Origin of the sequence: uncultured Parolsenella sp. (genome assembly GCF_958346945.1) — a bacterium.
In the GTDB taxonomy this organism is placed as follows: Bacteria; Actinomycetota; Coriobacteriia; order Coriobacteriales; family Atopobiaceae; genus Parolsenella.
Map to the genome: position 1 here is coordinate 92,044 of NZ_CATVTL010000005.1, position 13,445 is coordinate 105,488.

The window sequence follows — 13,445 nt, forward strand, 5'->3', positions numbered from 1 at the left end:
GGAAAGTGGCATGTCGGCGCAGGTAGAGGTCGTGGACGTCGAGGCCGGCGGTGGATGTCCGAGTGGCGGCGAGCCAGCCCGCCTCTGCGTCACGAACGTCCAACGCTTCTCGCTCCACGATGGCGGCGGGATTCGCTCGGTCGCCTTCGTGAAGGGCTGCCCGTTTCGCTGTCCCTGGTGCTGCAACCCCGAGAACCTCTCCTTCGAGCCCGAGGTCGCCTGGCACGGGCGCCTGTGCATCGGCTGCTCGCTGCGCGCGAGCGGCGCGCGCGACGCCAACGGCGCGGGCTGCGACACGTCGTGCGAGGAGTGCCCCACGGGTGCCAAGGAGTGGCTGGGCACCTGGCGCACGACCGATGACCTTGCGCGCGAGCTCCTTCGCGACCTGCCCTTTTATGAGGAGAGCGGGGGTGGCGTCACGGTGTCTGGCGGCGAGTGCCTGGCGGGTGCGGCCCGCCAGCGCGCCGTTCTCGACCTGCTTGGCCGCGTGCACGAGGGCGGTGCCTCGACGGCCATCGAGTCGACGCTCGCCACTTCGCTCACGGTGGCGCCGTCGGAGCTCGTGCGGGCCTGTGACCAGCTGCTCGTTGACTTCAAGGTCGCCGACCGCAAGCGCAGCCTCGAGGTCTGTGGCATCGACGTGGCCGTGCGCGACGGCAATCTCGCCGCGTCGCTCGCTGCGGGGGCCACGGTGGTGGCCCGCATGCCCATCATCCCGGGCTTCACCGACGGCGACGACTGCGTGCGCGCCAACGCCCGCCGCGCCCGCGAGCTGGGGATCGCTCGCGCCGACATCCTGCCGTTCCACCAGCTGGGCGAGAGCAAGTACGCGAGCGTGGGCCGCTCCTACGAGATGGGCGGCGTGCCGCAGCTCGCCGAGGCGTCCGCCGAGCGCGCCGCGACCATCGTCGCGTCCGAGGGCCTCGATGTCACCATCCGCGGCGAGTGACGAGCCTGGGACACTAACGCCCGGATCTATTTCGTCCCACATTACCTGCGGTTTGGGACGATAAAGCTTCGGGCTAATTCGTCCCAAGCTGCGGCCCAATGCCGCGTCCGTTGTCCTCTCGCCACTTGTCCCTTTTGTGTCCGCGCGCTCTCCTATAATTGTGGCGTTCACAACTGCGCTGCTGGGATTGCCCGGCACAAAGGAGGACCCATGGAGCGTGCAAACGCCTGGAAGAAGTACACCGAGCAGCAGGGCGAGGAGCTCGAGGGCCTCGCGGCTCGCTACCGCGGCTTCATCAGCGACAACAAGACCGAGCGCGAGTGCGTCGCCTCGGCCGTGAAGCTCGCCGAGGCCGCCGGCTACACCAACCTCGAGGACCGCATCGCCGCCGGTACGCCGCTTGCCGCCGGCGACAAGATCTACGTCAACACGCGCGGCAAGGCCCTCACCCTGTTCAACATCGGCAAACTGCCCCTCTCGAGCGGCCTCAACATCCTGGGCGCCCACGTCGACTCGCCGCGCCTCGACATCAAGCAGAACCCTGCCTACGAGAAGGCCGACCTCGCGTTTCTCGACACCCACTACTACGGCGGCCTCAAGAGCTCGCTGTGGGTCGCCACGCCGCTCGCCATTCACGGCGTCGTCGCCAAGAAGGACGGCAGCGTCGTGCCCGTCGTCGTGGGCGAGGACCCGGCCGACCCCGTCTTCTGCATCTCCGACATCCTGATTCACCTGGCTGGCGAGCAGATGAAGAAGACGCACGCCGAGGCCGTTGACCCCGAGAGCCTCGACGTCATTGTGGGCGGCAAGCCCGTGCGCATCGACGGCGAGGGAGACGAGCCCAAGGAGCCCGTCAAGAAGATGCTGCTCGACCTGCTGGCCGAGCGCTATGGCATCGAGGAGGAGGACCTGCTGTCCGCCGAGCTTGAGGTCGTGCCGGCTGGTCCCGCGCGCGACATGGGCCTCGACCGTTCGATGGTGCTGGGCTATGGCCAGGACGACCGCGTGTGCGCCTACACCTCGCTCGAGGCGATGCTCGCCGTGGAGGACGTGGAGCGCACGAGCGTGTGCCTGCTTGTCGACAAGGAGGAGATTGGCTCGGTGGGCGCCACGGGCATGCAGGCCCACTACTTCGAGAACGCCCTGGCCGAGGTCATGGAGCTCGCGGGCGAGGGCGGCGAGCTGGCGCTTCGTCGTGCTTTGGCCAACTCCAAGATGCTCTCGAGCGACGTGTCGGCGGGCTTCGACCCGGCCTACGCGGGTCAGTTCGAGGAGAAGAACAGCGCGTATCTGGGTCGTGGCCTGTGCTTCAACAAGTACACGGGCTCGCGCGGCAAGAGCGGCTCCAACGACGCCGACGCCGAGTACATGGCCTACGTGCGCGACGTGATGGACGAGGCTGACGTGAGCTTCCAGACCTGCGAGCTTGGCCGCGTGAACGCCGGTGGCGGCGGCACAATCGCTTACATCATGGCCCGCTATGGCATGGACGTCATCGACTCGGGCGTGGCCGTACTGTCGATGCACTCGCTGTGGGAGGTCACGAGCAAGGCCGACATTTACGAGGCCTACCGCGGCTACAAGGCCTTCATCCAGCGCGCCTAGCAGCAATTAATTGCGCGGCACGCCTCACTGCCGAGGCGTGCCGCGCTTTTCTGGTGCTTGGTCTATCTTCTGGCAAACACAGGAAGTTGGAATCTGCATGGCTCGCAAGTTCAGCAACGAAGAGGCGCGTACCCTCATCGACCAGGTGAACTCTCTTGTTGGAGAGGCTGATGGGCTGGCATCCGACGCTACTCGCCTTCACGAGGAACTCAAGCGCGAGGTCGATTCGGCGCTTGAGGCGAGGCTTCTCCGCGTGTTGCGCGAGCTGCCACTTGATGAACTGTCGAGCCGCATTCCCTCGGGCTCCCTTTCGGTTCTGAAGGCTCGAGGAGTTTCCACGCTTGCCGACCTTCGCACATTCAGACCTGCGGACTTTGATTCCCAACACGCTTATGACCTGGCGACCAAGTCTGTCGAGGAGTGCGTCTCCCGAGCTAGAGAGAATGCCCACCTGCGGCTTGATCCCTGCAGACCAACCCATTCCGCCCTTGCCGTTGTTGCGGCGGCTCAAAAGGCGGTGACGGTCGAACCCCTATCTGCCCAGGCGTCGGACGTGGCGACCCGCCTGCATGAGGCCACAGATGAATCGCTTAAGGACCTCAACCTCGGCACGGGTTCAATCAAATGGCTCTTTTCGTCGAGGGAGAAGAAGGATGCCGCCGAGGCGGCATACGACAAGCTGCGTCAGGTCATGGCGTCCGAGATGGCTTCGTCTGTGCGCAGCCTGCACGACCGCCGCCAGGCGATCGAGACGGCTGACTACTGGGCTTCATTCCGTGCAAATCAACAATCTGTGCTCGATACCCTTCTCGGCATAGACTCGTCTTGTCTCGATGAGAACCGGTGGCCCTTTCTTGCCGCCTCGGCAAAGAGCCTCATGGATGAGCGAAATGACCTTTTCGAAAGGCTCGACTCTTCGCTTAGGGTGGGCGAGGCCTTTGAGACCGATGTCCGCAAGGCCGCCGAGCATTGCCTTGCGAGGGAGCATCTCCGTGCGCTTGAGGAAATCCCTGTCGAGGAACTCAATCGAGGGCATAGGGGCTTTCGCATCAAGGCGCTGAGGGATGCTGGCTACGAGAACGTTGCCGACGTCTATGCGGCCTCGGTGTACAACATCGAGGCCGTTCGAGGCGTGGGCGAGTCGTCGGCCTTCGAAATCAAGCTTGCTGCCGCCGACATCGCCAGTCAGGCGGGCAAGGGCGCCAAGCTGCGCATCAGCGCAGATAGGCGGGATGCCGAGACGACATCTGTGGTTTGCTCCCTCTACTCGTCAATCCTCTACGGGCGTCTCGCCGACTCTTGCAGAGGATATAGGGCGCAGCTTGCCGCCGCATCCAAGGAACTGTCCTTGCCGTTGCAAGATGGCGCCAAGGCATTCGAGAGGTTGTATTTTGACGACGCGCGTCGCACGGCTGCCGTCCAGGCCTATGAGGCCGCCCGCGGTCTTCTCGACTCCGACCTCGTGACTTCCACTGAGCAAGCTCTCTCGGAAATTGAGAGGCTGCAGTCCTCGACGCCGAGCGCCGACGAGGCGTGGGCTGCCTTCTCGTCAGACTCCGTTCGGTTTATCAACGAGCTCGAGCGAATCGACCCAGGTATTCTGGGCAATGGCGACGGCATGTATGGCCTGCCCGAGGACCTTGCCCGCGCGGTCCAAGAGGAGTGCTTCTTCCCCGACGGGCTTCTCTGCACGCTGCGCCGCTACCAGGAGTGGGGCGTCAAGTACATCCTTCACCAGAAGAGGGTACTGCTCGGCGACGAGATGGGCCTGGGCAAGACCGTGCAGGCCATCGCGACGATGGTCTCGCTCAAGAACACAGGCGCATCCCACTTCATGGTGATTTGTCCCCTGAGCGTCCTCGAGAACTGGTGCAGGGAGGTTCGCAAGCACAGCAAGCTGCGCGTCTCGAGAATCTACGGACCCGGCTCAAGGCGCGCCTTCGAGAATTGGAAGAAGACGGGTGGGGTCGCGGTTACCACGTACGAGACAACGGGCAGGCTTGCCTTGGGCGAGGGCTTCTCGTTTGACCTTGCTATCGTCGACGAGGCTCACTACATCAAGAATCCCAATGCGGCTCGAACCAAGAACACGGTTCGCCTGTGCGGCGGGGCCTCGCGCCTCCTGTTCATGACGGGCACGGCCCTCGAGAACAAGGTCGACGAGATGGTGACACTCCTCGAGTATCTCCAACCCGACGTTGCGCGCGAGGCCCGCAAGCTCGCGTTCATGTCTGGTGCCCAGCAGTTCCGCGACGCGGTTGCTCCTGTTTACTATCGCCGCAAGCGTGAGGACGTGCTGACGGAGCTGCCCGACCTCATCGAGAACGAGGAATGGTGTTCGCTTGGCGTCCGGGAGAGGGAAGCCTACGAGCGCGCTGTCCTCAGTAAGAACTTCATGGCCTCACGTAGGGTTTCCTGGAACGTCGAAGACCCCGCTCTCTCGAGCAAGGCGAAGCGCTTGCAAGAGATTGCAAGCGACGTTGCCGATGACGGCCGTAAGCTCATCGTCTTCACGTTCTTCAGGGATACGGCGCGCATGGTGGCGGAGATGCTCGGCCGCAAGTGCGTTGGCGTTATAGCGGGGGATGTTCCCGTTGCGCGTCGCCAAGAGATGGTCGAACGTCTGGAGGAGGCAAAGCCCGGCGCGGTGCTGGTCTCCCAGATTCAGGCCGGCGGCACTGGCATGAACATCCAGGCAGCGAACGTCGTGGTGATCTGCGAGCCCCAGTTCAAGCCCTCCATCGAGAATCAGGCTATCTCGCGTGCCTATCGCATGGGGCAGTCGAGAAACGTCCTTGTATACCGACTCCTTTGCGAGGGAACAGTTGATGAGAAGATGATGGACGTGCTCAAGGAGAAGCAGGCCATCTTCAATGCCTTTGCCGATAAGTCCTCCGCGGCGGCCGAGACCGCGGAGCAAGACGTCAAGATCGACAACGGAGGCTTTGGCAAGATCATCGAGGACGAGATCGAGCGCATTCGCAAGGAGAACCCCGAGCTCGCCGCAAAGGTCGATGCCGAGCGTGCCAAGGCTGGTGCAGCGGATGATTCTGCTGGGAGCGATGACCAGAGCATTGGCGACTCTGCCTGGGCCCCTCTTCCCTTCTCTAGCGAAAGGTCGGACGAGGATCCACGATCCGAGGTGCCCGCCTCAAGCGGCAAGGCAAGGTTCTGCATCCATTGCGGCGCCGAGCTTCCCGAGTACGCGAACTTTTGCCCCGTATGCGGAAGGTCGAGAAACGCTGACTAGCCGTTGGCGTCCTTTTCGAGCAATGCCTGAGCGACGGCCTCGATGACCTCGGCGGTTGAGTAACGTACGCCAGTTGAGCATGCCTCCCGCTCGGCTTCCTCGAGATAGCTGGGGATAGAATTCTCGTCTTCGATTATCTCGGGCGGCATGCGACCTCACTCCCTTGGCCGGGGCGAATGAACCGGAAGACCTAGACTATAGCAATCGCAAGATTGGCAGCGGAAGGGGAGCTCCCATGCCCGAGCATCGTGAGTGGTGAGACGGATACGATAGCCCGCAGGCCCGCCCCGACCAGCGGGTGAGCTACGAGTCGCGTCGCGAGCGTGCCCGCCGCGAGCGCCTGCGCCAGGGGGTCGCCGACGAGGGAATGTGGGACCGCGTGAGCTCGTGCGCAAAGAAGCGCAGGTACGCAACGTATGACCAGGCCCGCGCCGTTGCGCGCTGGGGCGAGGAGGAGAACGGCCGGGAGCTGCGCATCTACAAGTGCGAGTACTGTGGCGGCTGGCACCTCACCCACAAGCTTGACCAGAAGGTATATGGCCGCGAGGCAGGTCGCGAGGCTACCGAGCGCATTGCCCGCGAGCAGGCCGAGAGCACCGCTGCGGCGCCTCTGGCCCGCTGGAGTGTGGGCGACCTCGTGCTCGACCTCGCGAGCAACACCCCCTGCATCGTCGAGGCCGTGGGCCAGATGGACGACGAGCCCGCCTACCAGCTCGCGAGTGCCGACGAGTCATGCGAGCTTGGCTGGGTGCGCGAGTCAGACGTTGCGGAGGCGTAACCGGTGGCGTTCGTGGTCGAGAGGCCCCATCTTCCCGGATGAAGTACTCGAAAGTTGACCAGCGAGTACGAATTCTGGGCATTCTGATCAACTTTCGAGTACTTAATTCGCGAGGCCGCGAGTAGACGGGCTCCATCGCGGGCTCAATCACCCTGGTGTGCGCCCTGTGAAGCTCCGCGAAGGCGGGTCCGTCGTCACCTTCGCGGGTATACAACCCGTGCGTGCTTCAAATACATTGGCAGGAGGCCTCATGAAGACCACCACGCTTACCTATCCCAGCCACGACAGCTCCTCGACCGTCCGCGCCCTCATGTGGGAGGCCGACGATGCCGCCCGCCCCGACTTTGTTCCCCGCGCGGTCGTGCAGCTCGTCCACGGCATGTCCGAGCATGTCGAGCGCTACGCCCCCTTTGCAAACTACCTTGTTGACCAGGGATTCGTTGTCTGCGCCAACGACCATGTCGGCCACGGCAAGACCGCCGCGAGCGATGCCGAGCTGGGCCACATGCCCCTCGACGCCGGGGCCGACGTCCTGGTCGAGGACGTCCATGTCCTGCGCGAGCTCTCGCACGAGCGCTACCCCGGCTGCCCCCACGTGATCTTTGGCCACTCGATGGGCAGCTTCGTGACGCGCGCCTATCTCACCCGCCACGCGCAGGGCCTCGCCGCCGCCGTCTTGTGCGGCACGGGCCAGCAGCCGCACATCCAGACCGCGGCCGGCAAGGTGCTGTGCCGCATCATCGCCGCAGCTCGCGGGCCGCGCCACGTGAGCCGCCTCATCGACTCGCTGGGCGCGGGCGCCTACGGCCGCGCCATCAAGGGCGCGCGCACCAACGTCGACTGGATCTGCACCGACCCCAAGGTCGTCGACGAGTACATCGCCGACCCCCTGTGCGGCCAGCCCTTCACCGTGGGCGCCTACGCGACGCTCAGCGGCCTCGTGGCCCAGGCGACCGACGCGCGCCTGGCCCGCCGCATCCCCCGCGACCTGCCGCTCCTCTTCATCGCGGGCGCCGAAGACCCGGTGGGGGAGTGCGGGCGTGGCGTGCGTCGCGCCGTCGATGAGTACCGCAACGCCGGCGTTCGCCTGGTCGAGCAGATCATCTACCCGGGCGTGCGCCACGAGATCCTGAACGAGCCCATCCACGACCAGGTCTTTGCCGACGTGCTCGACTTCCTCACGCGCCAGGGTATCTAGCGGGAGCCGGCACGCCCGTGCCGACCCATGCAACGCGCATTAGTGTCCGCATAGCGCCGTATCGTGGTCTCATCCACAGGGAGCCCGGTGGCCGGTAACGACTCGGCCGGCCACCGTCGCCTCGCCCGAGCGCCTTGGGCCCGTCTTTGGGAGGTCACCATGTACGAACCGTCTCGCCACGTCACCTCGTTTTGCATCGCCGGCTTCAAGTACTGGGACGGCGCGCTTGTGCTCGACCAGCTCAAGCCCGGCATGGCCCTCGACCTCGTGGCCGAGCCCGACAACCCGCACGACCCCAGCGCCATTGCCCTCTATTACAAGGGCACCAAGCTTGGGTTTGTTCCCGCGCATGAGAACGAGCTGCTGGCACTTCTGCTCCACTTTGGCCACGGCGACGTCATCGAGTGCCGCATCCAACAGGTCGACCCAGAGGCCGCTCCTCACCAGCAGGTGCTCGTGGGCCTCTTCGTGACAGACGCCCGCAAGGCCGAGTAGCGCGCCCGTGCAATCGCCTACTCGGCGCTGTTCTTGTATCCCTCGAGCTTGGAGGTGCAGTGCGGACAGCGCGTCGCGTTGCCGGCAATCTCCTGCTTGCAGTAGGGGCAGAGGCGTGGGGCCGGCTTGGCGTCCTCCTCGGCCTTCTTGGCAAGACCCGCCTTCTCGGCCGCGATGTCCCTGATGCGGTTGAGCTCGTTTAAGGCCTTCACGATGGCGAAGACGGCCGCCGCGGTGATCAGGAAGTTGATGATTGCCGAGATGAACACGCTGAAGTCGACCACCGAGCCGTTGAGGTCGATCGAGAGGCCCGGCACACCCTTGGTGCCACCGGTCAGAAACGAGATGAGCGGCTGGATGACGTTGCTGACCAGCGAGTTGACCACCGCGGTGAACGCGCCGCCAATGATGACGCCGACGGCCAGGTCCATCACGTTTCCGCGATTGATGAACTCGGCGAACTCGGCGATGATGCCCTTCTTGCCGTCCCTTGCCATGTCTTCCTCCTGCTTGCTCGTATCATCTTGGTGCGGGGTGCCGCTCCCGTCTCGGCACGGTCCAACGTGCTATTCTAATCGACTAGCTGTACGTCCATGCGAATGCGCCTACCAGCGGCTTGGCCCGCGAGCTCATTGGCAAGCGCATTCCAGAGATAGCCTTGCGAGAGGATGGTTCTTCCGTGGCAGAGAACAAGCCTGCGGCCATCGCCGCCGACATGCCCAAGACCTACGACCCGGCAACCGCCGAGCCCAAGCTCATCGACCAGTGGATTGATGCCGGCTGCTACCAGCGCAGCAAGGGCGTTGGCGACTGCACCGTCGTCATCCCGCCGCCCAACGTCACGGGCGTGCTGCACATGGGCCACGCCATGGATGACACCATCCAGGACTCCATCATCCGCTACAACCGCATGCGCGGCCGCTCCACCCGTTGGATCGTGGGCACGGATCACGCCGGCATCGCCACGCAGACCAAGGTCGACAAGAAGCTCAAGAGCGAGGGCATCTCGCGCCTCGAGATCGGCCGCGAGAAGTTCCTCGACGCGTGCTGGGACTGGAGGCGCGAGTACGGCGGAACCATCATCAAGCAGATCCGCCGCATGGGCTGCTCGGTCGACTTCGACAACGAGCGCTTCACGATGGACCCCGAGTACGCCAAGGCCGTGCGCAAGGTCTTCTGCGACTGGTACCACGACGGCCTGATCTACCGCGGCAAGCGCATCGTCAACTGGTGCCCCAAGTGCACCACCGCCATCTCTGATGACGAGGCCGAGTACAAGGACGAGAAGGGCCACCTGTGGCACCTGCGCTATCCGCTCACCGAGCCGGTCAACGGCCAGGACTACATCGTCGTGGCCACCACGCGCCCCGAGACGATGCTCGGCGACACCGGCGTGGCCGTGAGCCCGTCCGACCCCGAGAAGGCCGCCTTCATCGGCAAGACGGTCATGCTGCCCATCGTCAACCGCGAGATCCCCATCTTTGCCGACTACCACGTCGACAAGGACTTTGGCTCGGGCTTCGTGAAGGTCACGCCTGCACACGACCCCAACGACTACGCCATGGGCCAGGCCCACGACCTCGAGCAGATCAACGTGTTCGACGAGCACGCGGTCGTCGTCGACGGCTACGGCGAGTTCTCCGGCATGGACCGCGACCAGTGCCGCGAGGCCGTCGTCGCATGGTTCGAGGAGCACGGCCTGCTCGACCACATCGACGAGCACGAGCACTCGGTCATGCACTGCTACCGCTGCGACACCAAGCTCGAGCCGTGGCTGTCCGAGCAGTGGTTCGTGGCCGTCGACAGGCTCAAGCAGCCGGCGCTCGAGGCCGTGACCTCGGGCCAGATTGAGTTCCACCCGGCCCGCTGGACCGACACCTACACCACCTGGATGGAGAACCTCAAGGACTGGTGCATCTCGCGCCAGCTGTGGTGGGGCCACCGCATCCCGGTCTTCTACTGCGAGGACTGCGGCTGGGAGGACGCCTGCATGGACGACGTCCACGAGTGTCCGCACTGCCACGGCCACCACGTCCACCAGGACGAGAACGTCCTCGACACCTGGTTCAGCTCGCAGCTGTGGACCTTCGCCACGCAGGGCTGGCCCGACCACCCCGAGCAGATGGAGGGCCACCACCCCACGACGGCGCTCGTCACCGCGCGCGACATCATCGCCCTGTGGGTCGCCCGCATGGTCATGAGCTCGCTGTACTTCACCAAGGAGATTCCGTTCAAGGACGTCGTGATCTACGCCACGATCCTGGCCAAGGACGGCTCGCGCATGTCCAAGTCCAAGGGCAATGGCGTGAACCCGATGGACCTCATCGAGAAGTACGGCGCCGACGCCATGCGCTTCAACCTTCTCACGCTCGTTACCAACAACCAAGACGTCAAGTTCGACGCCAACATTGACAAGAAGACCAAGCAGCTCATCGACAGCCCACGCACCGAGCAGGCCAAGGGCTTCGTTACCAAGATCTGGAACGCGAGCCGTTTCGTCCTCATGAACATGGACGGCTATACGCCCGGTCCCGCCAAGGCCGCCACGCCCGAGGACGCCTGGATGCTCTCGCGCCTCGCCAAGATGGTCGCCGCCACCACCGAGCGCCTCGAGGCCTACGAGATGGGTGACTACGCCCGTGAGCTGCAGAGCTTCTTCTGGGGTGAGGTCTGCGACTGGTACATCGAGCTGTGCAAGGGTCGCCTGCTCGATGGTGACGCCGCCACGCGCTTGCAGGTCCAGCGCAACCTCGTCTACGTCATCGACGCCTCGCTGCGCATGCTGCACCCCGTCATGCCGTTCGTGACCGAGAGCGTCTGGGACGCCATGCCCGCCAGCGAGCTCGACGCCAACGAGCAGGGCGGCTACGACGAGCACGCCGGCCGCTTCCTCATGATGGCCGCGTGGCCCGACCCCAAGGCCGTCGCCAGCTTCGTTGACGACGAGGCCGAGTCGACCTTCGACATCGCCCGTCGCCTCGTGGCAGACGTGCGCTCGGCCCGCGCTCGCTACAAGCTCTCGCCCAAGACCGAGCTTGCCGTCGTGGTGAGCGCCGCCGCCGACGCCGCGGCCAAGCTCTCGAGCCAGGCCGACTTCGTCAAGAGCGTGGGCCGCGTGAGCAGCCTCGAGGTGTCCGAGAACGCCGAGAAGCCCGCCGCCTCCGTGACGCTCGTCGAGCCCGACTTCGAGGCCTTCGTCGTCATGGGCGACCTCGTGGACTTCGCCGCCGAGGGCAAGAAGCTCGAGAAGGACCTCGCCAAGGCCGAGAAGGAGCTGGCTGGCGTCGAGCGCACCCTCTCCAACCAGGGCTTCATTGCCAAGGCCGCCCCCGAGGTCATCGAGGCCAAGCACGCCCGCGCCGCCGAGCTCACCGCCACGGTCGAGCGTCTGCGCGCCCAGCTCGCCGACCTTGCCTAGGCCCCGGTAGCGAGGCTTCGCGTGCCCGCGACACCGGACAACAAGCAGATCCTGAGGACCCAGCTCAAGGCCATGCGCCGGGGGCTGGGTCCTTCCTTGCGCGCCAGCGTCGACGCCGCACTGGCCCGGCACGTCCTCGGGCTGCCCCAGTGGGAGGCGGCACCAATCGTGCTCGCGTACCTATCGGTGCGCGAGGAGGTCGACACGCGCACCCTCGTGGCATCCGCGCTTGCGGCCGGCAAGCGCGTGGCGGCCCCGCGCGTGGTGGGCCCGCGCAGGCTCGCGTGGTATGAGGTGGGTGTGGGGGAAGCCTTCGAGCGCAGTCGGATGGGCATCGATGAGCCGCATGAGCGCCCCGAGCGCCTCGTCGACGTAGGTGCGCTGGGCGCCGACGCCCTCGCGCTCGTGCCGGGCCTCGCCTTCGACGCGCGGGGATACCGTCTGGGCTATGGTGGCGGCTTCTACGACGCGTTCCTGCGCGACTTCGCCGGCATGAGCGTGGGCCTGTGCCGCAGCGCCATGCTCCTCGAAAGTCTCGCCGCCCTGGGCGCCACCGAGCCCCATGACCTGCCCGTCAGCCTCGTCGTGACAGAGATGGGGACACGGGGACAAAAGACCCGTCCCCGTGTCCCCGCTAGCGAAGGCGCAGGGATATCCCCAGCGTGAGGCGCACGTCGGGGTCGTCGAGGTCAAGGCCGCTCACCTGCTGGATCTGTTCGAGGTGGCGGATGCAGGTGCTCCTCGTCATGAATAGGTCGCGGGCGGTGCGCGTCACGTTGCGGTCGTGGTCGAGGTAGCCGCGCAGCAGGCGCACGAGGTCGGTTCCCCGCGCGCGGTCGTACTCCATGAGGCGCAGAAGGCCCGCCGGCGTGAGCGCCGCGGGGATCTGGCGCACGCGCACACGGCGCAGCATGTCGGACAGCAGGTAGTCCTCGTAGCGCCACAGCGCCTCGCCCGGACAGTCCTTCTCGCCCAGTCGGGCGGCCGCAAGCGTCTGGTTGTAGTAGTAGAACGTGTTCTTGAGGTCGCCATACTCGCTGCTCACGCCCACCGCGAGGAGCCCCGGCACAAAGAGCCCGGCCATGCGACGCAGCATCGCGGAGTCGTCTGCGCCCGCGCGCGTGAGGTTGCACACCACCACGAGGTAAGCGCCGTGGAGCACGAATCCCACCTGCCCGACGAGCGGGGCGAGCGACGCCGCCGTGGCCTCGAGGCGCTCCTGGCTCTGCCCGCGCTGCACCGAGGCGATCGAGACGCACAGGTAGCGGTCGAAGACCTCCCAGCCAAAGGCGCGCGCTGCGGCCTCGATGCGCCGCTCGTCGAGCAGCTGGTGGGCGAGGAGCCCCTCGAGCACGAGTTCGAGCTCGCGCGGCTGCCCACCTCCCTCGATTGCGCGCTCCACCGAGCGCTCCCACTGCTCGTGGCGCGCAAAGGTGCGCGTGACACGGGCGAGAAGCGCGCGGGCCGTGATGGCGCTCGCCTCGACCCACAGGACGTCGTGCCTGCCGTGGCGCCACGCGGCCGGCGGCTCGCCCACGCAGACGAGCGATATCACGCCGCCCGTCTGGGGCGACTGGGGCAGCTCCGAGGCGTCGGCCACGTAGACCACGCCCTCCTCGAGTGGCTCGCCGGGCACGTAGGGGAGGGCGTAGCCGCAGGTGCGGCCGGCTGCCCCCGGTGCCAGGTGGCTCGAGAACTCCAGGCCGTCGAGCTCGTCCTTGAGCGTGAGCAGGTTGAGCCTCATGCTTCCTC

General features: G+C 65.6%; 11 protein-coding genes. 8 read left to right on the forward strand and 3 right to left on the reverse strand.

The window, feature by feature from the left end; all coding sequences use genetic code 11:
* The first annotated feature begins 10 nt into the window (after positions 1-10).
* The 3 genes from Q3866_RS04800 to Q3866_RS04810 all read left to right on the forward strand — a co-directional run bounded on the left by Q3866_RS04800 (position 11) and on the right by Q3866_RS04810 (position 5,804).
* A complete protein-coding gene (locus Q3866_RS04800; RefSeq protein WP_301830027.1) occupies positions 11-949 on the forward strand; it encodes a glycyl-radical enzyme activating protein in 939 nt (312 codons plus the stop codon).
* Positions 950-1,159: 210 nt separating this feature from the next.
* On the forward strand, positions 1,160-2,554 hold the full coding sequence (locus tag Q3866_RS04805; RefSeq protein ID WP_301830028.1) for an aminopeptidase: 1,395 nt from the start codon (positions 1,160-1,162) through the stop codon (positions 2,552-2,554).
* A gap of 97 nt (positions 2,555-2,651) precedes the next feature.
* Positions 2,652-5,804: an SNF2-related protein gene (locus Q3866_RS04810; RefSeq protein WP_301830029.1), complete on the forward strand. Its 3,153-nt coding sequence runs from the start codon at positions 2,652-2,654 to the stop codon at positions 5,802-5,804.
* On the opposite strand, the gene Q3866_RS04815 is transcribed toward Q3866_RS04810, so the two are convergent.
* Positions 5,801-5,953 carry a hypothetical protein gene (locus tag Q3866_RS04815; protein ID WP_301830030.1) on the reverse strand — a complete coding sequence of 51 codons (153 nt, stop codon included), beginning with the start codon at positions 5,951-5,953 and terminating at the stop codon, positions 5,801-5,803. The genes Q3866_RS04810 and Q3866_RS04815 overlap by 4 nt on opposite strands.
* Positions 5,954-6,102: 149 nt before the next feature.
* On the opposite strand from Q3866_RS04815, the gene Q3866_RS04820 reads away from it, so the two are divergent.
* The 3 genes from Q3866_RS04820 (at position 6,103) to Q3866_RS04830 (ending at position 8,275) form a co-directional block, all read left to right on the forward strand.
* Positions 6,103-6,582, forward strand: a complete 480-nt coding sequence (locus Q3866_RS04820; RefSeq protein ID WP_301830032.1) for a hypothetical protein — start codon at positions 6,103-6,105, stop codon at positions 6,580-6,582.
* Positions 6,583-6,832: 250 nt separating this feature from the next.
* Positions 6,833-7,780, forward strand: a complete 948-nt coding sequence (locus tag Q3866_RS04825) for an alpha/beta fold hydrolase (protein ID WP_301830034.1) — start codon at positions 6,833-6,835, stop codon at positions 7,778-7,780.
* A 159-nt stretch (positions 7,781-7,939) separates the two neighbouring features.
* Positions 7,940-8,275, forward strand: coding sequence for an HIRAN domain-containing protein (locus Q3866_RS04830; RefSeq protein ID WP_293673958.1), 336 nt, complete (start codon positions 7,940-7,942; stop codon positions 8,273-8,275).
* Between the two features lie 17 nt (positions 8,276-8,292).
* Here the strand turns inward: Q3866_RS04830 and mscL are convergent, their stop codons facing one another.
* On the reverse strand, positions 8,293-8,772 hold the full coding sequence (gene mscL / locus Q3866_RS04835; RefSeq protein WP_301830036.1) for a large conductance mechanosensitive channel protein MscL: 480 nt from the start codon (positions 8,770-8,772) through the stop codon (positions 8,293-8,295).
* 218 nt (positions 8,773-8,990) lie between these two features.
* Between mscL and Q3866_RS04840 the strand changes: the two genes are divergently transcribed.
* Together Q3866_RS04840 and Q3866_RS04845 are read left to right on the forward strand one after the other, a co-directional pair.
* On the forward strand, positions 8,991-11,693 hold the full coding sequence (locus Q3866_RS04840) for a valine--tRNA ligase (protein WP_301830076.1): 2,703 nt from the start codon (positions 8,991-8,993) through the stop codon (positions 11,691-11,693).
* A 21-nt stretch (positions 11,694-11,714) separates the two neighbouring features.
* Positions 11,715-12,359, forward strand: a complete 645-nt coding sequence (locus Q3866_RS04845) for a 5-formyltetrahydrofolate cyclo-ligase (RefSeq protein ID WP_301830037.1) — start codon at positions 11,715-11,717, stop codon at positions 12,357-12,359.
* On the opposite strand, the gene Q3866_RS04850 is transcribed toward Q3866_RS04845, so the two are convergent.
* On the reverse strand, positions 12,328-13,437 hold the full coding sequence (locus Q3866_RS04850; RefSeq protein WP_301830039.1) for a CdaR family transcriptional regulator: 1,110 nt from the start codon (positions 13,435-13,437) through the stop codon (positions 12,328-12,330). The two genes, Q3866_RS04845 and Q3866_RS04850, sit on opposite strands and share 32 nt — an antisense overlap.
* Between the last annotated feature and the right edge of the window lie 8 nt (positions 13,438-13,445).